The sequence below is a fragment of the Arthrobacter sp. MOO21 genome, assembly GCF_057369995.2.
Window position 1 is genome coordinate 1,882,008 of record NZ_CM170671.2, and the last position, 25,831, is coordinate 1,907,838.

Annotated in this window: 25 protein-coding genes; 12 read left to right on the plus strand and 13 right to left on the minus strand. The window is 67.5% G+C overall.

The window, feature by feature from the left end; genetic code table 11:
• Positions 1-47: 47 nt before the first annotated feature.
• From AC2JAJ_RS08710 to AC2JAJ_RS08720, 3 genes are read left to right on the plus strand one after another with little or no spacing between them, the layout of a single operon-like run.
• The gene (locus AC2JAJ_RS08710) at positions 48-569 is read left to right on the plus strand and encodes a GNAT family N-acetyltransferase (RefSeq protein ID WP_486416154.1); all 522 of its coding nucleotides are present in this window, start codon (positions 48-50) and stop codon (positions 567-569) included.
• A 38-nt stretch (positions 570-607) separates the two neighbouring features.
• A complete protein-coding gene (locus AC2JAJ_RS08715) occupies positions 608-1,045 on the plus strand; it encodes a MarR family winged helix-turn-helix transcriptional regulator (protein WP_260323234.1) in 438 nt (145 codons plus the stop codon).
• A 28-nt stretch (positions 1,046-1,073) separates the two neighbouring features.
• Positions 1,074-2,300, plus strand: a complete 1,227-nt coding sequence (locus AC2JAJ_RS08720; protein WP_486416153.1) for an MFS transporter — start codon at positions 1,074-1,076, stop codon at positions 2,298-2,300.
• A gap of 85 nt (positions 2,301-2,385) precedes the next feature.
• Here AC2JAJ_RS08720 and AC2JAJ_RS08725 read toward each other — a convergent pair whose 3' ends face one another.
• From AC2JAJ_RS08725 to rraA, 3 genes are all read right to left on the minus strand, one after another.
• Positions 2,386-3,825, minus strand: a complete 1,440-nt coding sequence (locus AC2JAJ_RS08725; protein ID WP_501053451.1) for a sugar porter family MFS transporter — start codon at positions 3,823-3,825, stop codon at positions 2,386-2,388.
• Positions 3,826-4,005: 180 nt separating this feature from the next.
• Positions 4,006-5,664 (minus strand): MDR family MFS transporter, encoded by a 1,659-nt coding sequence (locus AC2JAJ_RS08730; protein WP_486416151.1) that lies wholly within the window; start codon positions 5,662-5,664, stop codon positions 4,006-4,008.
• 98 nt (positions 5,665-5,762) lie between these two features.
• Positions 5,763-6,257, minus strand: a complete 495-nt coding sequence (gene rraA, locus AC2JAJ_RS08735) for a ribonuclease E activity regulator RraA (RefSeq protein WP_221384288.1) — start codon at positions 6,255-6,257, stop codon at positions 5,763-5,765.
• A 134-nt stretch (positions 6,258-6,391) separates the two neighbouring features.
• Here rraA and AC2JAJ_RS08740 point away from each other — a divergent pair, with 134 nt between their 5' ends.
• From AC2JAJ_RS08740 to AC2JAJ_RS08765, 6 genes are all read left to right on the plus strand, one after another.
• A complete protein-coding gene (locus AC2JAJ_RS08740; RefSeq protein WP_486416150.1) occupies positions 6,392-7,678 on the plus strand; it encodes an MFS transporter in 1,287 nt (428 codons plus the stop codon).
• Between the two features lie 137 nt (positions 7,679-7,815).
• Entirely contained in the window at positions 7,816-8,424 is a 609-nt protein-coding gene (locus AC2JAJ_RS08745; RefSeq protein ID WP_486416149.1) for a TetR/AcrR family transcriptional regulator, read from the plus strand.
• Positions 8,425-8,710: 286 nt separating this feature from the next.
• Positions 8,711-9,910 carry an NAD(P)-dependent malic enzyme gene (locus AC2JAJ_RS08750; RefSeq protein ID WP_486416148.1) on the plus strand — a complete coding sequence of 400 codons (1,200 nt, stop codon included), beginning with the start codon at positions 8,711-8,713 and terminating at the stop codon, positions 9,908-9,910.
• 105 nt (positions 9,911-10,015) lie between these two features.
• The gene (locus AC2JAJ_RS08755) at positions 10,016-10,519 is read left to right on the plus strand and encodes a DUF456 family protein (protein WP_501053452.1); all 504 of its coding nucleotides are present in this window, start codon (positions 10,016-10,018) and stop codon (positions 10,517-10,519) included.
• Between the two features lie 40 nt (positions 10,520-10,559).
• Entirely contained in the window at positions 10,560-10,946 is a 387-nt protein-coding gene (locus AC2JAJ_RS08760) for a nuclear transport factor 2 family protein (protein ID WP_486416146.1), read from the plus strand.
• A gap of 26 nt (positions 10,947-10,972) precedes the next feature.
• Positions 10,973-11,950 carry a hypothetical protein gene (locus tag AC2JAJ_RS08765; RefSeq protein WP_486416145.1) on the plus strand — a complete coding sequence of 326 codons (978 nt, stop codon included), beginning with the start codon at positions 10,973-10,975 and terminating at the stop codon, positions 11,948-11,950.
• Here AC2JAJ_RS08765 and AC2JAJ_RS08770 read toward each other — a convergent pair.
• On the minus strand, positions 11,947-12,588 hold the full coding sequence (locus AC2JAJ_RS08770) for a LysE family translocator (protein ID WP_486416144.1): 642 nt from the start codon (positions 12,586-12,588) through the stop codon (positions 11,947-11,949). The genes AC2JAJ_RS08765 and AC2JAJ_RS08770 overlap by 4 nt on opposite strands.
• Positions 12,589-12,695: 107 nt before the next feature.
• On the opposite strand from AC2JAJ_RS08770, the gene AC2JAJ_RS08775 reads away from it, so the two are divergent.
• A complete protein-coding gene (locus tag AC2JAJ_RS08775) occupies positions 12,696-13,151 on the plus strand; it encodes an Lrp/AsnC family transcriptional regulator (protein ID WP_486416143.1) in 456 nt (151 codons plus the stop codon).
• 27 nt (positions 13,152-13,178) lie between these two features.
• On the opposite strand, the gene AC2JAJ_RS08780 is transcribed toward AC2JAJ_RS08775, so the two are convergent.
• From AC2JAJ_RS08780 to AC2JAJ_RS08790, 3 genes are all read right to left on the minus strand, one after another.
• Positions 13,179-13,829, minus strand: a complete 651-nt coding sequence (locus AC2JAJ_RS08780; RefSeq protein ID WP_486416716.1) for a hypothetical protein — start codon at positions 13,827-13,829, stop codon at positions 13,179-13,181.
• Positions 13,805-15,295: a WXG100 family type VII secretion target gene (locus AC2JAJ_RS08785; RefSeq protein WP_486416142.1), complete on the minus strand. Its 1,491-nt coding sequence runs from the start codon at positions 15,293-15,295 to the stop codon at positions 13,805-13,807. Before AC2JAJ_RS08785 ends, AC2JAJ_RS08780 begins: the two co-directional genes overlap by 25 nt.
• A gap of 68 nt (positions 15,296-15,363) precedes the next feature.
• On the minus strand, positions 15,364-15,855 hold the full coding sequence (locus tag AC2JAJ_RS08790) for an Lrp/AsnC ligand binding domain-containing protein (RefSeq protein WP_501053453.1): 492 nt from the start codon (positions 15,853-15,855) through the stop codon (positions 15,364-15,366).
• 319 nt (positions 15,856-16,174) lie between these two features.
• Between AC2JAJ_RS08790 and gluQRS the strand changes: the two genes are divergently transcribed.
• Positions 16,175-17,080: a tRNA glutamyl-Q(34) synthetase GluQRS gene (gene gluQRS, locus AC2JAJ_RS08795; protein WP_486416140.1), complete on the plus strand. Its 906-nt coding sequence runs from the start codon at positions 16,175-16,177 to the stop codon at positions 17,078-17,080.
• Here the strand turns inward: gluQRS and AC2JAJ_RS08800 are convergent.
• From AC2JAJ_RS08800 to AC2JAJ_RS08810, 3 genes are all read right to left on the minus strand, one after another.
• Positions 17,058-17,279, minus strand: coding sequence for a hypothetical protein (locus tag AC2JAJ_RS08800; RefSeq protein ID WP_486416139.1), 222 nt, complete (start codon positions 17,277-17,279; stop codon positions 17,058-17,060). The two genes, gluQRS and AC2JAJ_RS08800, sit on opposite strands and share 23 nt — an antisense overlap.
• Before the next feature lie 18 nt (positions 17,280-17,297).
• Positions 17,298-18,614 carry an ATP-binding protein gene (locus AC2JAJ_RS08805; RefSeq protein WP_221384275.1) on the minus strand — a complete coding sequence of 439 codons (1,317 nt, stop codon included), beginning with the start codon at positions 18,612-18,614 and terminating at the stop codon, positions 17,298-17,300.
• Between the two features lie 104 nt (positions 18,615-18,718).
• A complete protein-coding gene (locus AC2JAJ_RS08810; RefSeq protein WP_486416138.1) occupies positions 18,719-19,672 on the minus strand; it encodes an L-lactate dehydrogenase in 954 nt (317 codons plus the stop codon).
• Positions 19,673-19,771: 99 nt separating this feature from the next.
• Between AC2JAJ_RS08810 and ggt the strand changes: the two genes are divergently transcribed.
• The gene (ggt, locus tag AC2JAJ_RS08815) at positions 19,772-21,604 is read left to right on the plus strand and encodes a gamma-glutamyltransferase (RefSeq protein ID WP_486416137.1); all 1,833 of its coding nucleotides are present in this window, start codon (positions 19,772-19,774) and stop codon (positions 21,602-21,604) included.
• An 88-nt stretch (positions 21,605-21,692) separates the two neighbouring features.
• Here the strand turns inward: ggt and AC2JAJ_RS08820 are convergent, their stop codons facing one another.
• From AC2JAJ_RS08820 to AC2JAJ_RS08830, 3 genes are all read right to left on the minus strand, one after another.
• Positions 21,693-23,207 (minus strand): amino acid permease, encoded by a 1,515-nt coding sequence (locus tag AC2JAJ_RS08820; protein WP_486416136.1) that lies wholly within the window; start codon positions 23,205-23,207, stop codon positions 21,693-21,695.
• 94 nt (positions 23,208-23,301) lie between these two features.
• Positions 23,302-24,723 carry an aspartate ammonia-lyase gene (locus AC2JAJ_RS08825; protein WP_486416135.1) on the minus strand — a complete coding sequence of 474 codons (1,422 nt, stop codon included), beginning with the start codon at positions 24,721-24,723 and terminating at the stop codon, positions 23,302-23,304.
• A 7-nt stretch (positions 24,724-24,730) separates the two neighbouring features.
• Complete coding sequence (locus tag AC2JAJ_RS08830) at positions 24,731-25,807, minus strand: asparaginase (RefSeq protein WP_486416134.1); 1,077 nt, start codon at positions 25,805-25,807, stop codon at positions 24,731-24,733.
• Positions 25,808-25,831: the final 24 nt, after the last annotated feature.

Here is a 25,831-nt window from a genome sequence, read left to right on the forward strand (position 1 = left end):
CTTTCCGCAAGTGCCGGCGTCGTCCTTTTGTGTGGCAGGCTGGGCACGTGAGCCCCGAACCAGACACCACGCGTTCCTTGCTCGCTGCCGGCGCCGACGGCGGGACCTTCCTCCTCCGGCACGCCACCCGGGTGGACCTGCCCGCCATCGTCCGGCTGCTCGCCGATGATGCGATGGGCGCCGCGCGGGAGTACGGCGCGGACATGGCCCCCTATGAGCACGCCTTTGACGCCATCGACGCCGATCCGGCCCACCTGCTCCTCGTGGGGGAGCTAGTGCCGCAGGGGGAAGAAGCGGGTGCGGTGGTGGCCACGTTCCAGCTGAGTTTCCTTCCCGGCATCTCGCGCCAGGGCGCCTGGCGTTCGCAGCTCGAGGGCGTGCGGGTGGCCGGGGCGCTGCGCGGGCAGGGCATCGGAAAACTGATGGTGCAGTGGGCCATCGACGAGTCCCGGCGCCGCGGCTGCAGCCTGCTGCAGTTGACCACCCACGCCAGCCGTACCGCGGCGCAGCGGTTCTACGGGCGCATGGGTTTCGAAGCGAGCCACGTCGGGATGAAGCTGGCTCTTTGACCGTTGACCGTTAGGTACCCTAAATGTTAGGGTACCTAATGATGAAAGATGCAGAACTGCAGGAGCTCGCCAGCGGGTTCCGCGAAGCCCTCCGCCACAGCGTCTACCTCGTCCGGCGCCTCGATGCCGACGGCGAGCTCAGCGCCGCGCAGCTCAGCACCCTCAAGATGCTGCTCGGCGACGGCCAGCGCGTGGGCGAAATCGCCCGGAACCTCGGCGTCCGCGTGCCCAGCGCCACGGAACAGATCATCAAGCTCGAGCGGGCCGGGCTGGCCCGCCGCGAGCCGGATCCCGCGGACTCGCGTGCCGTGCGGGTGGTCCTGACCGCTGAAGGGCGCGCCGCCGTCGAGTCCGCAAACCAGCGGCGCAACGAGGTGATGGCCGGGATCCTCAGCACCCTCACGGACACGGACCGGACCGCGCTGGCGGCAGCGCTGCCCGTCATCAGCAAAATCATCAACGCAGCCCAGAACTGACTCCCCCCGACAACTAGGAGCACCCTCCATGGACGGCCAGCTGGCAGAAACCCTGCAGGCACCAGAGAACACCCTCAAGGCCGAAAAGGCCTCTATCCTGAAGCAGCCGAAGGCGGTGTGGGCCACAGCCCTCGCCGCCGTCTTTGCCTTCATGGGCATCGGGCTGGTGGACCCGATCCTGCCTGCCATTGCCACCAATCTGGACGCCAGCCCCAGCGAGGTGTCCCTGCTCTTCACCAGCTACTTCCTGGTCACCGCGGTGGCCATGCTGATCACCGGCTTTGTCTCCTCCCGGATCGGAGGCAAGCGGACCCTGCTGATCGGGCTGGCCATCATCGTGGTCTTCGCCTCGCTCTCCGGGCTGTCCGGCAGCGTCGGGGAGCTCGTGGGCTTCCGCGCCGGCTGGGGCCTCGGCAACGCCCTCTTCGTGGCCACCGCCCTGGCCGTGATCGTGGGCGTCGCCAGCGGCGGCGCCGGGACGGCCATCATCCTCTACGAGGCGGCCCTCGGCCTGGGCATCTCCCTTGGCCCGCTCCTGGGTGCCCTCCTGGGCGGCTGGCAGTGGCGCGCACCGTTTTTCGGCACCGCCGTCCTCATGGCTGCAGCCTTCATCGCCCTCATCGCGCTGCTGCCCGGGACCCCCCTGCCTGAACGCAAGGTGCGCCTCCGCGACCCCCTCCTGGCGCTGGGCCACAGGGGACTGCGCACGACGGCGGCGAGCAGCCTGTTCTACAACTACGGCTTCTTCACCATCCTGGCTTTCACCCCGTTCATCCTCGGCATGGACGCCTACGGCATCGGCGGAGTCTTCTTCGGCTGGGGCGTTGCCGTGGCCGTCTTCTCCGTCTTCGTCGCGCCGGTCCTGCAGAACCGTTTCGGTGCCGTGAAGGTGCTCACCGGCACGCTGTTCCTGCTCTTGCTGGACCTGGCCGGGCTGGGGCTGGCGGCCGGGCACTCGGTGCCTGCCGTCGTCGTGCTGGTCATCGTGGCGGGCGCCCTGCTCGGCGTCAACAACACCATCTATACGGAACTGGCCATGGGTGTCTCCGACTCCCCGCGCCCCGTGGCCTCCTCCGGCTACAACTTCGTCCGCTGGATGGGCGGGGCGCTGGCCCCGTTTGCGGCGGCCCAGCTGGGCGAGCACTTCGGCCCGCAGGTGCCGTTCTTCGCCGGTGCCGCGGCCATGTTCGTTGCCATTGCCATCGCCTTCGGCGGCCGCTCGTACCTCGCCGCGCACGAACCGCACGTGGTGTAACAGCGTCCTGCCAGGCGAAAACAGCAAACCCTCCATCACCTGATGGAGGGTTTGCTGTTTTACTGCGGAACGTGATGGGGCGTTGCTAGGCCTTCGCGGAACCCTTGGGCACGAACAGGGTCTCGGCCTGCTCCAGGGACATGCCGTTGGTCTCCGGCACCTTGAACATGACGAAGAAGAAGGACGCCACTGCGAACAGGGCGTACATGGCGTAAGTCAGCGGCAGTGAACCGGAGGCCATCACCGGGAAGCTGAGGGTGATCACAAAGTTGGCCACCCACTGCGCGGCAGCGGCCAGGCCAAGGGCACGGGCGCGGATCCGGGACGGGAAGATCTCTCCCAGGAGCACCCACACGAGCGGCCCCCAGGACGCGCCGAAGCTCACCACGAAGATGTTGGCGGCCACGAGCGCCACGGGACCCCAGGCACCCGGCAGGGTGATGTTGTCACCCGATCCGGTGGCGGAGGAGAACGCCAGGGCCATGGCGCCCAGGGACACCGCCATGCCTACCGATCCCGCGAGCAGGATGGGCCGGCGGCCAACGCGGTCCACCAGGGCGATGGCCACCAGGGTCACCAGGATGTTGGTGACGGAGGTTGCCACGGAGATGGCCAGTGAGTCCTTCTCCAGGAACCCCACGGCCTTCCACAGGGTGGTGGAGTAGTAGAAGATCACGTTGATCCCCACGAACTGCTGCAGCACGGACAGGATGATGCCCACCCACACCACTGCCTGCAGGCCGAAGGTCTTGCCGCGGAGGGATCCCTTCTGGCCGGCCAGCTTGTCTTCCTCGATGGCTTCCTGGATTTCGCGGATGTGCCGGTCGGTGTCTTCGGCCGGTGCAATGGAGTCGAAGACCTTCCGGGCTTCGTCTTCCTTGCCCTTGAACACCAGGAACCGCGGGGACTCGGGCAGGGTGAAGGCTATCCAGCCGTACACGACGGCGGGCGCTGCTGCCGCGAGGAACATCCACCGCCACGCTTCAATGCCGAGCCAGAACCTTTGGTCCGCGCCGCCCGCGGACGTGGCCAGGAGCGCGTCGGACAGCAGCGCGGCGAAGATACCGGTGGTGATCGCCAGCTGCTGCAGCGAGGCCAGCCGCCCGCGGACCTGCCGGGGGGAAATCTCGGAGATGTAGGCCGGGGCGATCACGGAGGCCAGGCCGATGCCCAGCCCGCCCACCAGGCGCCAGAACACCAGGTCCCAAATGCCGAAGGCGAAACCGGTGCCCAGGGCACTGACCAGGAAAAGCAGCGCGCCCAACTTCATGGCGGGCACGCGGCCGTGGCGGTCGGCCACCTTGCCGGCAAGGAATGCGCCGGCCGCGCAGCCCAGCAGCGCGATGGCCACGGCGAAGCCGGTCACCGCCTCGGAGAGCGCGAATTCCTCCTTCATGGCATCCACCGCGCCGTTGACCACGGACGAGTCGAAGCCGAAGAGGAACCCGCCCACCGCCCCCGCGAGCGCCAGCCAGATCACCCGCCGCGGTATCCCGGTGGTTGTCTGCTCCTGTGCAGTGGGCATGGTTCTCCCTGGGTCTTGGGTTTGATGGATGCGGTGCGGACGTCGTCGGCTGCGGTACCGGCCAGAGAGCCGGCGCACACGCGCCTAACAGTGTGGCACGTCACGGCGCCTCGATCCACTCGGCGTCCTGCACATCAGGCGGCTGCCTCCCCTGACGCGCAGCAGAGGAGATTGGGTTTTCTAGTGGGCGATGGCCGCGGCAGTGTCCTGCGGCGAGGCCTTCTGGTCCGTCAGCTTCTTCCGCGGGAGGGCGAAACTGATGAGGAACGCCAGGCCGGTCAGCGCGGCCGCGGTCAGCATCACGGTGTCGATGGCACCGGCGAATCCCTCGGTGATGGGGCGGGTCAGCGTGCCGTTGGCGGTGTGGAGCCAGCTGGTGTCATTCAGGGAGTCGTTGGACGCGCCGTTCTTGAAGAAGTCGTACAGCTTCGCGTTGGCGGGGTCTGACGCCACTGCAGGGTCCTTGAGGACGGCCAGGTAGGCCGGATCCGTGGCGGCGGCCTTCATGCCGTCCGCAATCCTGTCGGCGGCCATGCTGAAGAGCATGGAGATGAAGACGGCGGTTCCCACCGCGCCGCCCATGGAGCGGAAGAAGGCCGCGGAGGACGTGCCCACGCCCATGTCGCGCGGCGGAACAGACGTTTGCATGGCCAGGGTGAGCGGCTGCATGCAGAAGCCGAGGCCGACGCCGAAGAAGACGGCGATGAGGCCCGGAACCCACAGGGCGGTGTCCACCTGCAGGGACAGGCCCATCACGATGGCGGCGGCGGTGAGGATGCCGGTGCCCATGATGGGGAAGATGCGGAACGTGCCCGAGGCGGAGATGGTGCGGCCGGCGGTGATGGAACCGAACAGGATGCCCACGGTGAAGGTGATCATCATCAGGCCTGCCTCGGTGGGGGTGAGCCCCTTGACCAGCTGCAGGTACATCGGCAGCATGGCGATGGCACCGAACATGCCGATGCCGATGATGAAGTTCAGCAGCGACGACAGCCCGAACGTGAGGTTGTGGAAGAGCCGCAGGGGGATCAGGGCATAGTCCCCGGCACGCTTCTCGGCCAGCAGGAACCAGGCGATGCCCACCACGCCCAGGCCGTAGCAGAGGAACGAGTTGGTGGACGCCCAGCCCCAGCTGCGGCCCTGCTCGGCCACGAGGAGGAGCGGAACGATGGCCACGGTGATGGCGGCGGCGCCCCAGTAGTCGATCTTCTGCTTCAGGTGCTTGGCGGGCAGGTGCAGGAACAGGAACACCACCACCAACGCGGCAAGGCCGATGGGCAGGTTGATGAAGAACACCCAGCGCCAGCCGTCAAAGCCCAGGATGTTGGCGGAACCGGCGAAGGCGCCGCCCACCACCGGGCCGAGGACCGAGGAGATTCCGAAGACGGACATGAAGTAGCCCTGGAACTTGGCCCGGTCCTTGAGGGACACGATGTCGCCGATGATGGTCAGCGCCAGGGCCAGCAGGCCGCCGGCGCCCAGGCCCTGGATGCCGCGGGCCACGGCCAGTTCGGTCATGGAATGCACCGACCCCGCGTAGAGCGAGCCCACCAGGAAGATGGCGATGGCTGCCAGGTACAGCGGGCGGCGGCCAAAGATATCGCTCAGCTTGCCGTAGAGCGGGGTGCTGACCGTGGACGTGATGAGGTACGCCGTGGTGGCCCAGGCCTGGAGCGAAAGCCCGTCCAGGTCATTGGCGATGGTGTAGATGGACGTGGACACGATCGTCTGGTCGAGCGATGCCAGGAACATGCCCAGCATCAGGCCCACCATCACGGTGACGATCTGGCGCCGGGTCAGCGTCTCTCCTGCGCCGGGCGCGGCAGTGGCTTTGGACATGGGTGCTCCAAGGGGAAGAAAAGGAAATCAGCAGCGATAGTTGCTTTCAGTAACTATCTTACCTGCTCTTTCTATTCCCCTGACTGCGGGTTGTTCCCTTAGGGCTCCACGAGGATGCCGTCCGGGTCGCACCAGACAGTGGCTCCGGGGCGGAAGGTCACGCCGTCGATCACCACGTCCACGTCGACCTCGCCCGCGCCGGCCTTCAGGCTCTTCTTCGGGTTGCTGCCCAGGGCCTTGACTCCGAGGTCCAGCTGCGCGATGGCCACCCGGTCACGGATGGCGCCATTGATAACGACGCCGGCCCAGCCGTTCGCCACGGCGCTTTCGGCAATCATGTCCCCCATCAGCGCGGTCCCCAGCGATCCGCCGCCGTCCACCACCAGCACCGCGCCGTTCCCGGGCGAGCCGAGCGTGGATTTCACCAGCGCATTGTCCTGGAAACAGCGGATGGTCCGCACCGGACCGCTGAAGTGTGTGCGGCCACCCAGGGACTGGAACTGCAGCGACACGGAGGCCAGTTCATCGCCGCGCTCGTCGTAGAGGTCTGCGGTGTTGATGCCGGCGCCTTGGGCTGGCGTGGGTGCGCTCATGTGGTTCTCCTTTGTACGGCGGACCTTGGAGTACGGCTGGACGGACTGCGGGAGCCACGTCCACGGACGGCCCCTTAGCGCCCACGATAGTCTGGTTCCACCGCCAACCGGCCGCACCAGGGGGAGCCAAGCCAATGAGTCTGCCAGATACGCCCGCCGCCCCGGACGGCACCTCGGATGGCACAAGCACGACGGCGGCGCTCGCCGAGCCCACACAAAAGGTCACCGCGCGCTGGGTCACCGGACTGGTCCTGGTCAACGTGGGCATCAACGCGGCCTTCTTCGGCCCCATCAATGTCTTCATCGGCCAGCAGGCGATCAGCATCGATGCCCCCAGCAAAGAAGCGATCCTGTCGCTGGTGACTGCCTGCGGGGCGGCCGTGTCCCTGGTGGCCAATCCGCTCTTCGGCGCCCTGTCGGACCGCACCACATCCCGCTTCGGCCGCCGGGCCCCCTGGGTTCTGGCCGGGGCCGTCCTGGCCACGGCCGCACTCGTGGCCATGTCCTTCTCCACCGTTGTGGCGCTGATGGTGCTCTTCTGGTGCCTGGTGCAGCTGGGCGCCAATGCCGCCTACGCGGCCATTACCGCTGCCGTCCCCGACAGGGTGCCCGTCATCCAGCGCGGCAGCGTGGGGGGACTTGCTGCGATGGGCCAGACGCTGGGCATCCTCACCGGCGCCGTCTTTGGTGCGGTGGTGTCCGGGGACTTCCTGTTGGGTTACTGGCTGTGTGCGGCTGCGCTGCTGCTGTCCGTGCTGCCCTACCTGTTCCACCGCAATGACCCCGCCCTGCCGAAGTCGGAGCTGGAGGTGTTCCGGCCCCGGGTCTTCATCAAGGGCTTTTGGATCAGTCCCTTCATCTACCCCGATTTCGCCTGGGCCTGGCTCACCCGCTTCCTGGTCAACGTGGGCAACCAGCTCACCATCGTGTACCTGCTCTTCTTCCTGCGGGACGTCATCGGGTACGGGGATCCTGCCACAGGGGTGCTGGTCCTGACGGGAATCTATGCCGTGATGGTGATGATTACCGCAGTGCTCGCGGGGCCGTGGAGCGACCGGGCAGGGAAGCGGAAGCCGTTCGTGATCGGTTCCTCCGCCACCATCGCCATGGCCGGGGCCATCATGGCGTTCTTCCCGGTCTGGCCCGGGGCGCTTGCCGGAGCCGCCGTCCTGGGTATCGGCTTCGGGGCCTACCTCGCGGTGGACTTCGCGCTGCTGACCCAGGTCCTGCCGTTCGCCGTGAGCCGCGGTAAGGATATGGGCGTGATCAACGTGGCCAACTCCCTGCCCCAGGTGGTTGCCCCGGGGCTGGCGCTGTTGGCCGTCACGCAGTGGGGAGGTTACCGGACGCTGTTCCTCACGGCCGCGGTCATCGGCCTGCTCGGCGCCGTCTTCGTGGTCAAGATCAAGGGCGTGGACTGACATCCCCGCCGCCCGGCCGTAAGGCTGCTGACGAATGAGGTCACGGGCGTGTGGCGTATAGTTGAGGCGGACTGCAGGGCGGTATGGATGGGGGCGCTCCAGGCAGCAGGCCCCTACCAGACAACCCCGGAATGCTGATGCCCGAGACTTTTTCAGATCATCCGCCCATGGCCGCCAGGCCTTCCGCTCCCCGCCAGCGTCTCCGGTATGCGCGGATCCTCGATACCGCGGCGGGGTTCGCCCGCAAGGGGCTCGACTCGGTGGAGTTGTCCGCAGTGGCCGGGAAGGCAGACGTTCCGCTGGGCACCCTCTACCGGTACTTTCCCTCGCCTACGCACCTGATGCTCGCCCTGTACCGGCACCAGCTCGATGAGCTGCAGACGGGTGCCGCGGGTTCCTCCGCCCGGTTCCGGGGGCGTGCCCTGTCCGGCCTGCTGATGGAGATTTTCCATATGCGGGTCATGCAGCCGGCGGTGGAACAGTGCCTGAGCCGGGGCGTATACGTTCCGGACCGGGACACCACCGAGCTCCTGCGCGAGATCGACGCGTTCAGCGAAAAGCTGGTCTTCGGAGCCAGCGGCGATGCGGTGGGAGCCCGGGTGCTGCTCCTGACCGTCACTGGTCTGGTCCAGTCCGTCCGGAACCGCCGGCTGTCCCTGTTTGAGGCCGAGGAAGACCTGAAAAAGGCGTGCGCACGGTTGTCACCCGCTGCGGAAGCAGGGTTAACACTCACCAAAAGCGCGTAATCGGTCTAGACCAATAGCCCATTAAATCGTCCATAATGGCGTGACCCGCGTCACTAGAAGCGGTGATTAAACGTTTTGGCGCGGGTGTGTGATGTCGTCTCCGGCCCGCCGGGCTGCCGGGCTTGCCTACGATGGTGCCACCGGAGCAACAGGGAGTGAACATCCCCAGCGTTCCCACGGACCCGCCACCCCTGGGTTTCCTGTCGCACCATTTCCCACGCTTGGGCCCGGCCGGGCCCGGGCCCCATGAGCCGTGTGCCCACGGCGAGCACCAGGAGACAACGACGTGTCCATTGACGCAATCACCGCCATTGACGATTCCGCTACCGCCCCGCTGACCGAAGACGAGATCTTCGGCGCGCACCAGGGCGGCAAGCTGACCATCGGCACCACCGCCCCGCTGTCCAACAAGCGCGACCTCTCCATCGCCTACACGCCCGGCGTTGCGGAGGTCAGCCGCGCCATCCACGCCAAGCCCGAACTCGCGCGCACCCTCACGTGGGCCGAGCGCCTGGTGGTCGTCGTCAGCGACGGCACGGCCGTCCTGGGCCTGGGCAACATCGGCGCCAGCGCCTCCCTGCCCGTGATGGAAGGCAAGTCCGCGCTGTTCAAGACCTTCGGCGACCTCGACTCCATTCCGCTGGTGCTGAACACCACCGACGTGGACGAGATCGTGGAGACCCTGGTCCGGCTGCGCCCCAGCTTCGGTGCCGTCAACCTGGAGGACATCTCCGCCCCCCGCTGCTTCGAGCTCGAGGAAAAGCTGATCGAGGCACTGGATTGCCCGGTCATGCACGACGACCAGCACGGCACCGCCGTCGTGGCCCTCGCCGCGCTGACCAACGCCGCCAAGGTGACCGGGCGCGGACTTGAGGGCCTCAAGGTAGTGGTTTCCGGTGCAGGTGCCGCCGGCATCGCCGTCGCCGAAATCCTGCTGGCGGCCGGCATCAGCGACGTCGTCCTGCTGGACTCCCGTGGCATCATCAACACCACCCGCGAGGACCTTGCCGCGGACCCGGCCAGCAAGAAGGCCGATATCGCCGTCCGCAGCAACCCCCGCCGCCTGGCAGGCGGTCCTGCCGAGGCGCTGGCCGGAGCCGACGTCTTCATCGGCGTCTCCTCGTCCAAGCTGGATGAGGCGCACTTGGCCTCGATGAACGAGGACGCCATCGTCTTCGCGCTCTCGAACCCGGATCCGGAGGTCCTGCCCGAGGTTGCCGTGAAGTACGCCGCCGTGGTGGCCACCGGGCGCAGCGACTTCCCCAACCAGATCAACAACGTCCTGGCGTTCCCCGGCATCTTCCGCGGCGCACTGGATGCCGGTGCCCGCCGCATCACGCCGGCCATGAAGCTGGCAGCCGCCCGGGCGATCGCCGAACTGGCGGCCGAGGACCTCTCGGCCGACTACATCGTGCCCAGCCCGCTGGACCCGCGCGTGGCTCCGGCCGTCACCGCAGCGGTGGCAGCCGCCGCGGAAGCGGAGTAGCACTTCCCAGCGGAAACCACGACGGCGGCGCCTCCTTGCGGAAGGAGGCGCCGCCGCGCGTTCCAAGCAGGGGAGCGCGTTAAGTCCGGCCCCTAGACTGGGGCCATGAGTTCCGAGACAGTGGTGACCATCCTGTGTGGCCTGGCGATCCTGGTGGGCGTGGCCGGCACCATCATCCCCGTCCTTCCGGGAAGCGTCCTGATCGGCGTGAGCCTGCTGGCGTGGGCCATCTGGGGCGGCGCCGGGACGGCAGGATGGGTGGTCTTTGCGGTTGCCATGGTCTTTGTCGCCGCAGGCATGGCGGCCAGCGCCGTCCTCACCGGCAGGAAACTCAAGCAGCACGCCATTCCCAGCCGCAGCATCGTGGTGGCCTTGGTTGCCGGCGCGGTGGGGATGTTCATCATCCCGGTGGTGGGGCTTTTTGCCGGGTTTACCGCCGGCCTGCTGGCCGGCGAGTTCCTCCGCACCAGGAACCTTTCGACGGCGGCGCGCTCCAGCTGGGCAGCGCTGAAAGCCACCGGCCTGGGGATGCTCGCCGAGTTTGGGCTGGCATGCCTTGCGGCAAGCACCTGGGTCATTGGGGTGTGGATTGCCGCGGCCAACGGCTGAATGCGTTGCGCGCGGGGCCGCCCGCGGGTAAAACCAAGGCATGACCCACCCAGCTTCAGCCCGGGACCTTGCCCGCGAAACGGTCCACGCCTGGATGGCCAAATACCAGGCGGCGTGGACCAGCAACGATGCCGGGGGCATCCGTGCCCTCTTCACCCCTGACGCGGTCTACGAGACCCGGCCCCATGACCCCGAGCCCTGGGAGGGCCAGGACGGGATTGTTGCGGGCTGGCTCGCCGCCCGCGACGAACCGGCCGACTGGACGTTCAGCTGGGAGCTGCTCGGGGCCGACGGCGACACGGCCTTCGTCAAGGGTGTCACGACGTACTCCGGCGGCCGGCCCACCTACGACAACCTGTGGGTCATCACGTTCGACGGCTCCGGCCGCGCCAGGTCCTTTACCGAATGGTTCATGGCGCGGACGTGACGGATCGTCCCGGCTAGCATGGAGAGATGACCGCCGGGGACACCGCACCGATCTACTGGGACAGCCGGGACCTCACGCCTTTTGGCCAGGCACAGCTGCGCACGCCGGTCCATGACCTTGCCGGCGGGGTGGGCGGCCTGCTGAACGGAGTTCTTGGCGGACGCAACCCGGCGCTGCTGTCCATCGACGGCGAAGTGCCCCGGCTCAAGCGGCTCCTGCCCAAGCCTGCCAAAGCCGTGCACGAGGCAGTCTTCACCAGCCGCGAACCCGAGCGGCTCATCACCCTGGCGCGCGCCTACCCCGGCTGGGCGGGGCTCTGCTACCTGATGGCCGGGCTGCTCGCCTACAAGCACGGTGGCTACCTGCGCGCCTCCGAACTCCTCCAGCGCGGGCTCACCACCAGAAATGACGAGGAAGCCAACCGCTACTCGTCCACCTACCTCACCAGGATCGTCACGAGGATCGAGCTGGCCGAGCGGGTGGAAATTCCGGTCCTGTTCAGCGAGGAATCGGTGTTCCTGGCCCTGGCCCACTCGCTGCGCGAAACCGGGCGCACGGAAGCTGCGCTGGACGCACTGGCGGGCCTGCCGCCGTCGCTCCCCATGGCGCTGGCACGCTGCTCCCTTGCCCTCGCCCTGGGCCGCAGCCGCACGGTGATCGACTGGACGGAAGGCCTGCTGAACGCGGACGATCTCTCCGCCGCCCTGCTGTTGGTCCGCGCCCGCGCGCTGCGCAGGGAAGGCCGGCTGGATGCTGCGCACCAGGCCATCGCCGAGGTCCTGCGCCGCCGCAAGACGCACCTGGCACTGCGGAACGACGCCCTGACGGACCGGGCGCTGCTGGTGCTCGAAGCAAGCCGCCGGTCCCTGAACCCGCGCGACTGGGGACGCCGCCGCGGCGACCCGGAACCGCAGCGCGAGCTGGAAGCGCCGGCGCCTATCCGCAAGGACGAGGAAATGCGCCGGATCTGGGAGCAGGACTGGAAGGAGCTCAGCGGGGACTAGGAGCGGCCAGCCAGGAACGGAAGCAGCTGCTCACCGAGGAGCACAGCGCCCAGCGCCACCATGATGATGCCGCTGGCCAAGGTCACTGCCCGGGCAGCCCCGGGCCTGCTGTGCAGCAGGTTGCGGGAGAGAAGTGCCACCACCGTGTACACCAGGGCCGCCAGTGCCACGAACGTCATGCCCAGCAGGCCTGACTGCACCGGAACGGGCAAGGCGGCGTCGGCGCTGACGAACTGCGGAATGAGGGCAACATAGAAGAGCAGGCCCTTCGGGTTGATGCCGCTGGTGCCCATGCCCTGCAGGAATGTCCGCAGTTGGGTGCCGTTGCCGGTGGCCGCGGCCGCACTGAAGCTGGCCCCCCGCCAGGACCGGAGCGTGCCCACCCCAAGCCACAACAGGTAGGCCGCACCAGCCAGCGTGATCCAGGCCAGGACTCCGGGCATGCCGGCGAGCACCGCGGCCAGCCCTGCCACCAGCAGGACGGTGTGGAGGACATAGCCGCCGCAGAGCCCGGCCACGGCCGGAATGAAACTCCGCTGCCGGAGGCCCGCCGCGATGGTGTAGGCCCAGTCGACGCCGGGCGTGCAGGCAAGGGCTGCGGCCACCACCAGGAAGGCCAGGAACAGCTGCGGATTCATCGGGTTTCTCCTGTCGAAGGGCTCTCAGGAGCAACCATAGGGAGAACCGGGCCAGAAGTGCTGTCCTTTTTTCGCCCGCCTCACCGTTTAGGCAGTATGTTTATTGCGTGATTGATGCAATCGACAGGAATATTTTGCGGCACCTGCAGGAGGACGGCCGGATGACTGCCACCGCGCTTGCCGGGAAGGTGGGCCTGACCGTGGCGCCGTGCCACCGCCGGCTGCGCGACCTGGAACAGTCAGGCGTGATCCGCGGGTACAAGGCGGACGTCGATCCTGCCGCCGTGGGCCTGGGGTTCGAGGCGATTGTCTTCGTTACGCTCCGGCAGGTGGACCGGCCCACGATGGAGATCTTCGAGAACCGCGTTGCGGACAATCCCAACATCGTGGAGGCGCAGCGGCTGTTCGGATCGCCGGACTACCTGCTGAAGGCCATTGCCGAGGACCTCCCGGCATACCAGCGCTTCTACGACACCGAGCTGACATCCCTGCCCGGGGTGGAGCGGCTGACGTCCACCCTGGTGATGAAGAACCTGAAGTCCAACGCCGGGCCGCCGGTGTAGGTATGACAGCCAGGCGGCCGGGGCCGGCTACGCCAGCGGATGGACGTGCACGATGATGACCTGGGTGTCCTTGCTGCCGTCGTACCGAAGGTCGTAATTCACCTCAAGGCCCGTGCTGGTGCCGGAGGTGATGGAAAAGTCGCTCTTGGTGCCGGGGTTGCCCTCCGCGCTGCTGATCCACCCCTCGGCCGACTCGGGGTCGATGCCGTACTTCGCCACGCCGTCCCTGATGAGGCCGATGTACTCCTCCAGTGAAGAGGCCGTCAGGAAGTAGGTCACCTCGCGGAAGTCCGGCCGTGACTGCGTGGTGTTGAAGCGGATGCGGTCAGTTTCGGCCGAGATGTCGCCGGACGGGCCGGCGATGGTCAACGAAATCTTCCCGGTGTCCCGCGTGTTGATTTCGGGACCGAAGCTGTCATCGGTCAACCTGACGGCCGCCTTCTGCAGCGTTCCGGACCTCATGTCCAGGCGCGCGGTCATGCTGTCCCGGATGGCGTCCACGCCGGCGGCATCGAGGGTGGAGAATTCGGAAGTTTTCACGGTGCTCCCTGCGGAAGGTGGGGTGGCGGACGGGCTGGCAGGTGGTGGGGTGGCAGGCGAGCAGCCCGCCAGGGCAAGGGCAGCAAGAAGGGCAAGGACTGCAGGCGCCGGGGTCACTGGTGGACCTCCGCGTCGAATCCGTCCAGGAACCGGTCCATGATCTGCGGAATGTTGTTGGTGGGCCGGTACTGGTCCACGCGGCCGTCGAAGTCCGAGCCGATGATCTGCGCGGCGCGGTCCGGATCGCTGGCCAGCAGGTGCTGGTAGGCCGGAAGCGTGTCCTGCCGGATCAGCTCCCAGCGTTGGTCGGCATTGGCAATGTTGCCGTCGGGGAATCCGGTGGTGAAGTCGGTGCGGAACTGGGCGGGGTTGTCCCATGAGGTGAAGGGGATGTTCTCCGGGCCCGGGCTTTCGACGCTGAAGCTGTACGGGAACACCTCCGGGTAGCTCCTCGCGCCGGGAATGGAGGGCTCGCCGGCGAGCGTCACCATGTACGTAACGGCTTCGCCGCCGGGATGGCCGCGCATGTTGTCGTAATCGTCCGCGATGATGTCGTTCTGCTCGCGGTACAGCAGCACGGTGTTTCCCTCCTGCACGCGGGCGGGGTCGCCGGAGTCGATGTCAGCCCACGCCCGGGCCGTGTCCGGATCAATGGCGCCGGAGTCGCGGAGCCGGTTGATCTCGTCGATGCCGCCGCTGAGGTAGGCCTGGTGCTGGCGTGCCTGGTCAAGGAAGATCTCCTTGTTCATGTCCAGCATGCTGGTTTCGTAGTAGCGGATTTCCTGGTCGGTCATGCCGGCCAGCTGCTCCAGCTGGTCCAGGACCGGCAGGGGTATGTCCGAGGCAGGGTTGTCCGTGATCTGTTGTGCCAGGTCCCGGAGCATGGCCATATCCCGGAATCCACCCGCGAAGGATGGGCCGATCATATTGGCCATGCCTGCCCACTGGAGGTCCGGGTTGGCGAGGTAGGCCTGGCCGTAGAAGTCGTAGACGCTCCGGATGGTGTCCCAGTTGTATTCCGTGCCCTTGGCGGTGTCCCAGTCCGAAGGGTCGATTCCCATCTGCCGCATGGCCTGGTTGTTCCAGTACGAGCCCAGGAAATCCGCGTAAACGGGGGACTTCTTAGCGATGAGCCCTGAGTCGGCGGCCGCATCCAGGGCAGCCTTGGCAGCATCGGGATGAGCCAGCGCCCACTGTTTGAATTCGTCGCTTTGGAGGTACTGGAGGCGTTCTGCCGGCGTCATGGGGGCCAGGGTGTCGGTGAGGTCCTGGGCCGTGCCGCCGGAGGGGCCCGCGCCCGATCCTCCTGGTCCGCCTGCCCCGCCGCCGGATCCCCGGGAGCTGGCCTTCTCCTGCTCGTCCGCGTTGGCCAACAGCGCCTTGGAGGCCGATTCCAGCCCTGCCGTGGCCGACCTCAGCAGCTTGGCGTGGGAAGAAGTCCACTCGCTGCGGAACCTCTCGGCGTCGCGCCCTTTCCACAGTCCGGAACTGATGCTGCTGCTGAGCTGCTGGCCCAAAGCGTTGAGCCGGTTGGCGCTGCCGGTCAGCTCCTTGGCGAGCTGCCGGAGCTGCGCCACGTCGCCGCCGTAAAAGTTCCCCGCCATGTGTTTCCCCCCGTTAGGATCTCCCCTGCCAGCCTAGCCGGGATGGCTGGCCTCGACGATGGGGAGAGCTATCCAGGGCCGGCCCGGTCCGCCCCGTCGCTGAGCAGGCCGGTGGTGCGGTAGGGAATGACCTCCCGCAGGAACATGCTGGTGGACGTGCGCACGATGCCTGGGCAGAGCCGGATCTCCTCGGACACCCGGTACAGGTCATCCGGGCTGGTGGCCACCACGCGGATCAGCAGGTCGGTGTCCCCCGCGGGGGCATGGCATTCCAGGACCTCGGGGATCTCGCGCAGTGCGGCGATGGCCTCGTTGAGGTGGCTTTGGTCCAACTCTGCGCTCACCGCTGCAGCCACGCCGCGTCCCAGCGCTGCCGGGACCACCCTGCTGCTGTTGGCGCGCAGGGCACCTGATGCCATCATCCGCTCCAGGCGCGACTGGACGGTTCCGCGGGCCAGGCCCAGCTTCTGCGCGAGCACCATGATGGGCATGCGGGGATCGTCGTCCAGCGCTGCGAGGATGCGCTTGTCAGTCGGGTCCAGTACCTGCAATGTGATCATTTCCTGTCGTCAATGGGCGCCCGAACCAATCAGATTGACCAGTTGGACAGGGTCCGGTTGCACCAACTGTAGGAGTACTGCTCAAATGTTGGCAACAAGGGATGCAGGCTACCGCCGGCTCCCGCAGGCTACAGGAGCCCCGGCACACCACCCGGTCCCTGGAACAGGTTTCCCGCAAGGATGCCGCCGCTGATTGACTCTTGTTCACGCATTGTCATTCCGCACCACACGGCAAGAGCCCCTGAGCTACCGACGTCGGCATTTTCCGGAGTCATCGGTAGCTGAGGGGCTCTTGTGTTGTTCCGCCTAAGGTGGATCCATGACCTCCGCCGGCCGCTTCGCCCCCAGTCCCTCCGGCGAGCTGCACGTTGGGAACCTCCGCACCGCCATCCTTGCCTGGCTCTTCGCCCGCTCCACGGGCCGGAAGTTCCTGCTGCGGGTGGAGGACCTGGACCGTGCACGCGCCGGGGCGGAGGCGGAGCAGCTTCGCGACCTGCAGGCAATCGGGGTGACCTGGGACGGTGAGGCCGTCCGCCAGACGGACCGCGGCCAGCTCTATGCAGCGGCAATCGCCCGGCTGGAGGAAGCCGGACTCACCTACGAATGCTTCTGCACGCGCCGGGAGATCCAGGAGGCGGCGTCGGCGCCCCACGCCCCGCAGGGCGCCTACCCCGGAACCTGCCGCAACCTCGAACCCGCCGAACTGGAATTCAAGCGCTCCACGAGGCCCGCGGCACTCCGCCTGCGCGCCCGCGTTGCGGAATTCACCGTCCACGACGTCCTCCATGGTGACTTCACGGGCGTCGTGGACGACTTCGTGCTGCGGCGCAATGATGGCGTGACCGCCTACAACCTCGCTGTGGTGGTGGATGATGCCGCGCAAGGCATAGACCAGGTGGTCCGCGGCGACGACCTGCTACCGTCCACGCCGCGCCAGGCCTACCTCGCGTCCCTTTTGAATATTCCCGTTCCGGAATACGCGCACGTGCCCCTGGTGGTGAACCATGACGGCGTACGGCTGGCCAAGCGCGACGGCGCGGTGACGCTCGCCGACCTCGCGCGGACCGGAGTCCGGGTGGAGGAGGTCCGGGACCGGCTCCTCGCATCCCTGGGCCTGCCCGCCGGGACCTTGGAGCACGCCCTGCCCGCGTTTAACCCTGCGAGCCTCCCGAGGGAACCGTGGGAATGGCATCCCCTTGCCGTCAGCGGGTACGGGAAGCAATAGCCCCGCGGCGTTCGTCGACGACGACGGAGGCAGCAACGGCCAGGACGATGACCATCAGCGCAACCGGGACCGAGGCGCCCGCCGCCGCGATGCCGACGGCGCCGGCGAGCAGCGCCAGTACCCCCGCGGCGACAGCCGTGACCACACGGTCCGGGCCGGCCATGCGGGCCAGGGCATGCCTGAGGGGGTTGGAGGACATGCCTCAAAGATATCCGGGTCAGACGCGTCCCAGGGCGTCGATGTCTTCGAGGAAGTCCTGGTGGACCTGTTCGCTCACCGTGGTCCGGGTATCGCCGATCGCGTCCAGGTAATCCTGGGTGGAGGGCCCCTTCCGCACGGCCTCCCGAACGGAAACCTCGCCCCCGGACGCCAGCCCGCCGTCGTCGTACACTGCTTTCTCCAACGCCCGCTGGGAGGCACTGCGGGCCGCGTACTCGATGTCCGCCGGGGAGAAACCCTCCGTGCGTTCCACCAACAGTTCCACATCCACGTCATCCACCACCGGCGCGGGAATGAACCGCTGCCACATCGCCTCACGCGCCTGCCGGTCGGGCAGGCCGATCGGGATCACGTAATCGAACCGGCCATGGCGCAGGAACGCGGAGTCCAGGGCACGGATGAAGTTCGTGGCGCACACCAGCAGCCGGCCGGGCTGCTCGCGGAACGCGGGGATGATCTTCAGCAGCTCGTTGGTGACGCCCTGCAGCGGCGACGGCGGATCCCCCGCGCGCTGGGAGGCGATTTCCTCCACCTCGTCGATGAACACCACCGCGTGTTCGAGCTCGGCGATTTCCAGGAACGTCTCCCGGAGTGCGCCGGCCAGGCCCTGCGGATCGGCCGCCAGCCGGGACGGAAACACCTCCACGAACGGCCATTCCAGGCGGGAAGCGATGGCTTTGGCGAAGGTAGTCTTGCCGGTGCCCGGGGGCCCGAAAAGGACGACGGCGCGCGGCGGCACCACACCGAATTCGTCCGCGAGGTCCGCCTCGGCAAGGGGGAGCACCAAGCGGCGCTCCAACAGTTCCTTTTCCCGGCGCATCCCGGCGACGTTCTCCCACAGGTCGCGGGCGAGGACCCTGCCGCCCAGCTGGCCCAGGGCACCAAGCTCCTGGCGCTGGACGGGAATGGTGCGCTCGAAGTACCGCAGGTTCTTCTTCAAGGCGAAACCGCGGCCCAGGAATGCCTCCACCCGGGTCTCCGATTCCGGCATCAGGGCGGAGAGCTTGTTCAGCCCGTGCGGCGCCATGCGGTTTTCGACGGCGGCGAGCAGTGAGGTGCCGATCCCGCGGCCCCGGTACTCAGGGAGGGTGGCCAGGAAGACGATCCAGCCCTGGTCGTGGGCAGCACGGCCGACGGCGGCGCCCACCACCTGCTCGCCCAGCACCGCCACCACCGCGTGGTCCTTTTCGCAGGACGCGAGCACCTCGGAGAGGGCATAGACCGGTTCCACATTGTTCGCCTTGAGGGTCTCCCACAGGTGCAGGATCCCGTCCAGGTCCGCCGAGTGGAAATCCCTGATCCGCCAGTTGGTCATGCGTTACTCCTGTTGGTTCGTCGTTGAGCCGTTCAGCGTGCGCTTCTGTGAGCTTATGCGAACCGCCGCCGCGCGAGGTTGCGGCGGCGTTGCGTGACGCGCGTTCAAAGCCCCAACGTGGCCATGGTGTTCCGTAACGTGTTGGCGGAATGCTGCAGTGCCGCCAGTTCGCCGTCGTCCATGGGTGTGTCCAGGACGCGGCGAACGCCCCCGCGCCCCACGATGCTGGGAAGGGACAGCGCCACGCCCGAGATGCCGTACTGCCCGGACAGCACCGTGGAGACTGGCAGGACGGCGTTGTCGTCGCGCAGGAGCGCCTCCACGATCCGGGCACCGGAGAGCCCGATCGCGTAGTTCGTGGCGCCCTTGCCGGCGATGACCTTGTACGCGGCCTGCGTGACTTCACGCGCGGTTTCGGTGAGGTAGCCGGGTGTGAAGATCCGTTCGCCGCCGCCGCCGTCCGTCCAGTCACGGATGGGAACGGGGCCGATCGTGGCGCCGGACCACAGCGGGAACTCGGTATCGCCGTGCTCGCCCACCATGCTGGCGTGGACGCTTGCCACGGACACGCCTGCGCGCCGGGCGAGCAGCCACCGCAGCCGGGAGGTGTCCAGGACCGTGCCCGAGGAGAAGATCCGTTCGGTGGGCAGCCCTGAAATGCGCTGCGCGGCCACGGTGAGGACGTCGCAGGGGTTGGTCACCAGGACATAGACGGCATCGGGTGCCTGCTCCAGCAGCTGTGGCATCAGCTGCTCCAGGATGCGGACATTGGTGCCGGCCAGGTCCAGGCGGCTCTGGCCCGGGTTTTGCTTGGCACCTGCCGTAATGACGACGACGTCGGCCCCTTCCGTCACGGCGATGTCCCCGCCGCCGCTGACCGAGGCGGAGGCTGCCGCGAACTGGCTGCCGTGGGCAAGGTCGAGCGCCTCGGCCTCGGCCTTAGGCGCGTTGACGTCGAACAACGCGATGTTGCTGGCAGAACCGCGGATCAGGGCAGCGTACGCCAGTGAGGTGCCGACACTCCCCGCCCCCACCACCGCAAGCTTGGATCCTGGCATGGCGTACCCCTTCCCGCGGCGCGTACCGCCGGCCGTTGAGTGTGTCCCACCTGAAGAGTAGCGTGGCCCACATCACTCAAACCCCTCTTAGGAGCCACCATGCCACATTTCGGACGCCGGCTCGCAGCCCTGACCGCCGCATTGACGGTGAGCGTGACCACCGGGGCCATCAGCCCGGCCTTTGCCGATGAACGGCAAACCGACAAGGAGCCCACCGCCACCGGCTACGGTGGCGCCGTCAGTACCGTGGACCCGGAAGCGTCAGCGGCAGCCATCGACGTCCTGCGCAAGGGCGGGAACGCCGTGGACGCTGCCGTCGCCGCCGCAGCCACCCTGGGGGTGACCGAGCCGTACTCCGCCGGCATCGGCGGGGGCGGCTACTTCGTCTACTACGACGCAAAGTCCCGGAAAGTCAGCACCATCGATGGCCGGGAGACGGCACCCGCGGGCATCCGGCACGATGCCTTCATCGATCCTGCCACGGGCAAGGCCTACAACTTCACGCCGGAGCTGGTGACCAGCGGCGTCTCGGTGGGGGTCCCGGGGACGCCTGCCACCTGGGAACGCGCCCTGGAGCGCTGGGGCAGCATCAGCCTCGGGGACGCCCTGAAACCCGCCATCAAGGTGGCCGACCGCGGCTTCGTGGTGGACGATACCTTCCGCAGCCAGACCAAGGACAACCAGGTCCGCTTTGAGGCGTTCACGTCCACCAAGGACCTCTACCTCCCGGGCGGGCAGCTCCCGGAAGTGGGTTCGGTGTTCAAGAACCACGACCTGGCGGACACGTACCGCCTGCTGGCGCGTAAGGGCATGGACGCTTTCTACACGGGCCCGCTCGCCGACGAGATCGCCAAGACTGTCCAGGCGCCCCCGAAGTCCCCGGACACCAAACTCCCCGTTCCGGTGGGTTCCATGACGGCGAAGGACCTTGCCAACTACAAGGCCCTGGACCAGGCCCCCACCCACGTGAACTACCGCGGCTACGACGTCTACGGCATGGCACCCTCCAGCAGCGGCGGCACCACGGTGGGTGAGTCGCTGAACATCCTGGACGTGTTCGACCTGCCGGACCTGAAGAAGGACAAGCCTGCCGTCCTTCACCACTACCTCGAGGCCAGCGCCCTGGCCTTCGCGGACAGGGCCGCGTACGTTGGCGACCCCGCCTTCGTGGATGTTCCCACCAAGGCCCTGACGGATCCCATTTTCGGCAAGGAGCGTGCCTGCGGGCTCGATCCCGCGCACGCAGCGACGAAGCCGGTGGCGGCCGGTGACGTGAAGTCGTATGACGGCACCTGCCCCGTGGATCCCGCCGCGCTCCCGGACGAGAAGGACACGGAGAACATCTCCACCACCAACATGACCGTCTCGGACAAGTGGGGCAACGTGGTGGAGTACACGCTGACCATCGAGCAGACGGGCGGCTCCGGCATTGTTGTTCCCGGCCGCGGGTTCCTGCTCAACAACGAGCTGACCGACTTCTCCACCGTCTACAGCGCAATCGACCCCAACCGGATCGAGCCCGGCAAGCGCCCGCGTTCGTCCATGTCCCCGACGATCCTGCTGAAGGACGACAAGCCGTTCCTGGCGCTGGGTTCCCCGGGCGGTTCCACCATCATCACCACCGTCCTGCAGACGCTGGTGAACCGCATTGACCTGGGCATGAGCATCCCGGACGCCATCGCTGCACCCCGCGCAGCACAGCGGAACACCGCGAAGGTCACTGCCGAACCGGCCTTCATTGACAAGTACGGGGCCGCACTGACCTCCCGCTTCGGCCACGAGTTCACCCCGTCGGGCGACTCGTTCTCATCCGCCTCGGAGATTGGGGCGGCAACGGCCATCGAGTTCCTGAAGGATGGACAGGTCCTGGCGGCCGCGGAACCGGTCAGGCGCGGCGGCGGATCGGCCATGGTGGTGAAGCCGGCAAAGTGACGGGAGAAGACCACCGTTAAACCCCGACGGCGGCACCTGGGCTGGTTTGTTCCAGAACCCAGGTGCCGCCGTCGGACGTTTAAGGCAGTTACTTCTTGAAGGTCTCAGCCGGCGCGTTGGCGACCACCGGTGACATTCCGGTGAAGCCTTCGCGGGTTTCGGCAATTTCGCGGATGCGGGTCCGGCAGGCGTACCAGCCAATGACCATGAGGGCGGAGGCGATGGCCGTCACGAGCATGGTGAGCGGTGAATCGATGAAGACCATGACCAGCACGCCGATGAGGAAGAGCAGGGAGAGGTAGCCGGTGTAGGGGGCGCCGAACATGCGGAACGAGGGGCGCTCCACCCAGCCCTTGTCTGCCCAGCGCTTGAGCTGGATCTGGCACAGGACGATCGTGGCCCAGGTCATGATGATGCCGACGGAGGCGATGTTCAGGACGATTTCGAACGCCTCGGCGGGGACGAGGTAGTTCAGCGGGACGCCCAGGAGGGACACCACGGCGGTGATGGCGATGCCGCCGTAGGGGACGCCTGCCTTGTTCATGCGGGAGGCGAACTTGGGGGCCGAGCCGTTGACGGACATGGAGCGCAGGATCCGGCCCGTGGAGTAGAGCCCGGCGTTCAGGGAGGACAGGGCGGCGGTGAGGACCACGAGGTTCATGATGACGTCCACGCCCTGGACGCCGATGGAGCCGAAGAACGTCACGAAGGGGCTGACGCCCTTCTGGTAGGACGTGAACGGCAGCAGCAGGGCGAGCAGGATCACGGAGCCGACGTAGAACACGGCGATGCGGAAGACCACGGAGTTGATGGCCTTGGGCATGATCTTTTCGGGGTTTTCGGTTTCGCCGGCGGCGGTGCCGACGAGTTCGATGGAGGCGTAGGCGAACAGGACGCCCTGCATGAGGATGATCATGGGCAGCAGGCCGTTGGGGAAGATGCCGCCGTTATCGGACAGGAGGCTGATGCCGACCTGCTGGCCGTCCACGGGGGTGCCGAAAATGACGAAGTAGGTGCCGATGATAAGGAAGGCGACCAGGGCGGCGACCTTGATCAGGGCGAACCAGAATTCCATTTCGCCGAAGACCTTCACGGAGACCAGATTCAGGGCAAGGACGACGACGAGGGCGGTCAGTGCCCAGGCCCACTGCGGGACGTCGGCCATCCAGGGGATGTAGTTGCCGAAGAAGTGCATGTAGAGGGCGGCCGCGGTGATGTCCACGATGGTGGTGGTGGCCCAGTTGATCCAGTAGAACCAGCCGGAGACGAACGCGGCCTTTTCGCCGAAGAATTCGCGGGCGTAGGAGACGAACGAGCCCGAGGAGGGCCGGTGCAGCACCAGTTCGCCCAGGGCACGCAGGATCAGGAACGCGAAGAACCCGCACACCGCGTACGCGATGACCAGGGACGGGCCCGCTGCATTGAGGCGCCCGCCGGCGCCCAGGAACAGGCCGGTACCGATAGCGCCGCCGATCGCGATCATCTGGATCTGCCGGGGCTTGAGGTTCTTGTGGTAGCCCTTGTCCTCGGCGTGGAGGGAGGTCTCGGACGCGTGCGCGTGACCACCGTCAATCACGTGGTCTGGAAGGGGGGTGTTTGTCATTGGGGAGTGTCCTTACAAACGGGGGGTGGTGGTGGTGGGCCCACGCCCGCCGGGTTCCCTGGCCGAGCTTGCGAGGCCAGGGGGCGGGTGGGGACTACTTGCTGAGGTTGGCCAGGCGTTCGGGGCTCAGGAGTTCCTGGAGCTGGGCATCGGTGAGGAGCCCGTGTTCCAGGACCAGTTCCGCCACACCCTTGCCGGTGGCAAGTGCTTCCTGCGCGATGGCAGTGGCGGTGGCGTAGCCGAGGTGGGGATTCAGTGCGGTCACCAGGCCGATGGACTGCTCCACGGTGCGGCGCAGGTGTTCTGTGTTGGCGGTGATTCCCCGGATGCAGCGGGCCGTGAGGGTGCGGCAGGCTGCCTCCAGGTGGGAGATGCTCTTGTGGAGGCTGTGGACGATGATCGGTTCGAAGGCGTTGAGCTGCAGCTGCCCCGCTTCGGCGGCCATGGTGATGGTGACGTCGTTGCCGATGACTTCGTAGGCCACCTGGGAGACCACTTCCGGGATCACCGGGTTGATCTTGCCGGGCATGATCGAGGACCCGGACTGCACGGCCGGCAGGTTGATTTCGTTGAAGCCGGCGCGCGGACCTGAAGAGAGCAGGCGGAGGTCGTTGCAGATCTTGGACAGTTTGACCGCAACGCGCTTCAGCACGCCGGACAGGTGCACGAACGCTCCAACGTCCTGGGTGGCTTCGATGAGGTCGACGGCGGTCACGAGGGGCAGCCCGGTGACCTCAGCGAGGTGCCGGCAGGCTGTTTCGGCGTAGCCGGCCGGGGCGTTCAGCCCGGTGCCGATTGCTGTGGCGCCGAGGTTGATCTCGTGGATCAGCAGCTCTGCCTCCGCCAGGCGGAGCCGGTCCTCGCCGATGGTGACGGCGTAGCTGCCGAACTCCTGGCCCAGGGTCATGGGGACGGCGTCCTGCAGCTGGGTACGCCCCATCTTCACCACGGTGCGGAATTCCAGGGCCTTGGCAGCGCAGGCGTCCTCGAGTTCTTCAAGGGCTGCGAGCAGTTCCCGGGCGGCGAAGATGGTGCCCAGCTTGACTGCGGTGGGGTACACGTCGTTGGTGGACTGGCTGAGGTTGACGTGGTCGTTGGGGTGCAGCCGGCCGTAGTCGCCCTTGGGGTGGCCCAGGATTTCCAGCGCTCGGTTGGCGATGACCTCGTTGGCGTTCATGTTCGACGACTTCCCGGCGCCGCCCTGGACGACGTCCACCACGAACTGGTCGGCCAGGCGGCCGGCGAGCACGTCGTGGCATGCCTGTTCGATGGCATCGGCGCGCTCGGCGTCCAGCAGGCCGAGCTCGCGGTTGGTGCGGGCGGCGGCCAGCTTCACGGCGGCAAGGCCCCGGACCAGGTGCATGTTGGAGGACAGTTTTTGTCCTGTAATGGGGAAGTTCTCCACGGCGCGGAGGGTGTGCACGCCCCAGTAGGCGTGCGCCGGTACGTCGCGGTCCCCGAGCAGGTCGTGCTCGGAGCGGACCTGTGCGGGTACAGCTGTTTCGATGGTGGTCATGGTGTCCTTACAGGGCTTCGTTGACGGGTGCGGACAGGGTGTTGTGGTTCAGGAAGTCGGTGGCCTGCAACCGGCCCACCTCGTGGCCCCCGCCCAGCACGGGGGCGGTGGCGATGCCGGCCAGTTCGTCTGTCTCCTGGCCGAGGGCTTCGAGCATGCGCACGGTGGCCGGCATCCGGGCGCGGTCGCCGCCGTCGGAAATCTTCACGGCCACGGCGCTGCCGTCGGCCAGGCCCACCAGCTGGACGCCCTCGAAGCCGTCTTTGGCCACGGAGCCGGGCAGCAGGCGCATCAGGTCGGTGACGTCGCGGCCCTCGCCGGCCACCATCTCCGGGTGCCGCTGCATGGCGAGGCCGACGGCGGCTTCCGGGCTGGTCGAAGCAATGGCGCCGTCGTCCTTTCCAGCGGAGGCGGCCGCGTGGGCGAGCCGGCCGAACGCGCGGGCCATGCCGTGCAGGGTCAGCGCGAACAGGGGCGTGCCGCAGCCGTCGGTGCTCAGGGCTGCGGGCTGTTCGCCGGTCACCTCGGTGACGGTGCGGGCCACGAGCTGCTGCAGCGGGTGTGTGGGGTGCAGGTAGCCCTGCACGGGCCATCCGTTGATGGCGCAGGTGGCCACCATGGCGGCGTGCTTGCCGGAGCAGTTCTGGGTGATTTGCGTTGCGCTGCCGCCGCTGCGCAGCCAGTCTTCGCGCTCGCCGGTGCCATAGGGGAGGTCGGTGCTGTTGCCGAGGTCTGAGGCGGCGAGCCCGTGCAGTTCGAGGATGCGCAGTGCGCCGTCGCGGTGCGCCGCGGCGCCGGAGTGGCTGGCGGCGGCGAGGGCCAGGAGGTCGGCGGGGAGCTTCAGTCCGGCGCGGACCATGGCGACGGCCTGCAACGGCTTCAGCGAAGAGCGGGGGTAGAAAGCCGCCTGCGGATCGCCGGCTGCGGCAGCTGCTGTGCCGTCAGGGCCGAGGGCGATGGCCGAACCGTAGTGGACGCTCTCCACCAGGCCGTCGCGGACGGCGGCCACCAAGGGTGTGTGCTGCGGCAGGGCCAGTACGGCCGGATCAGCAGTGGAGGCAGCGGAAAACGCAGGGGAGGGCATGGCGTCCTTGGGAAGTTGGATGGC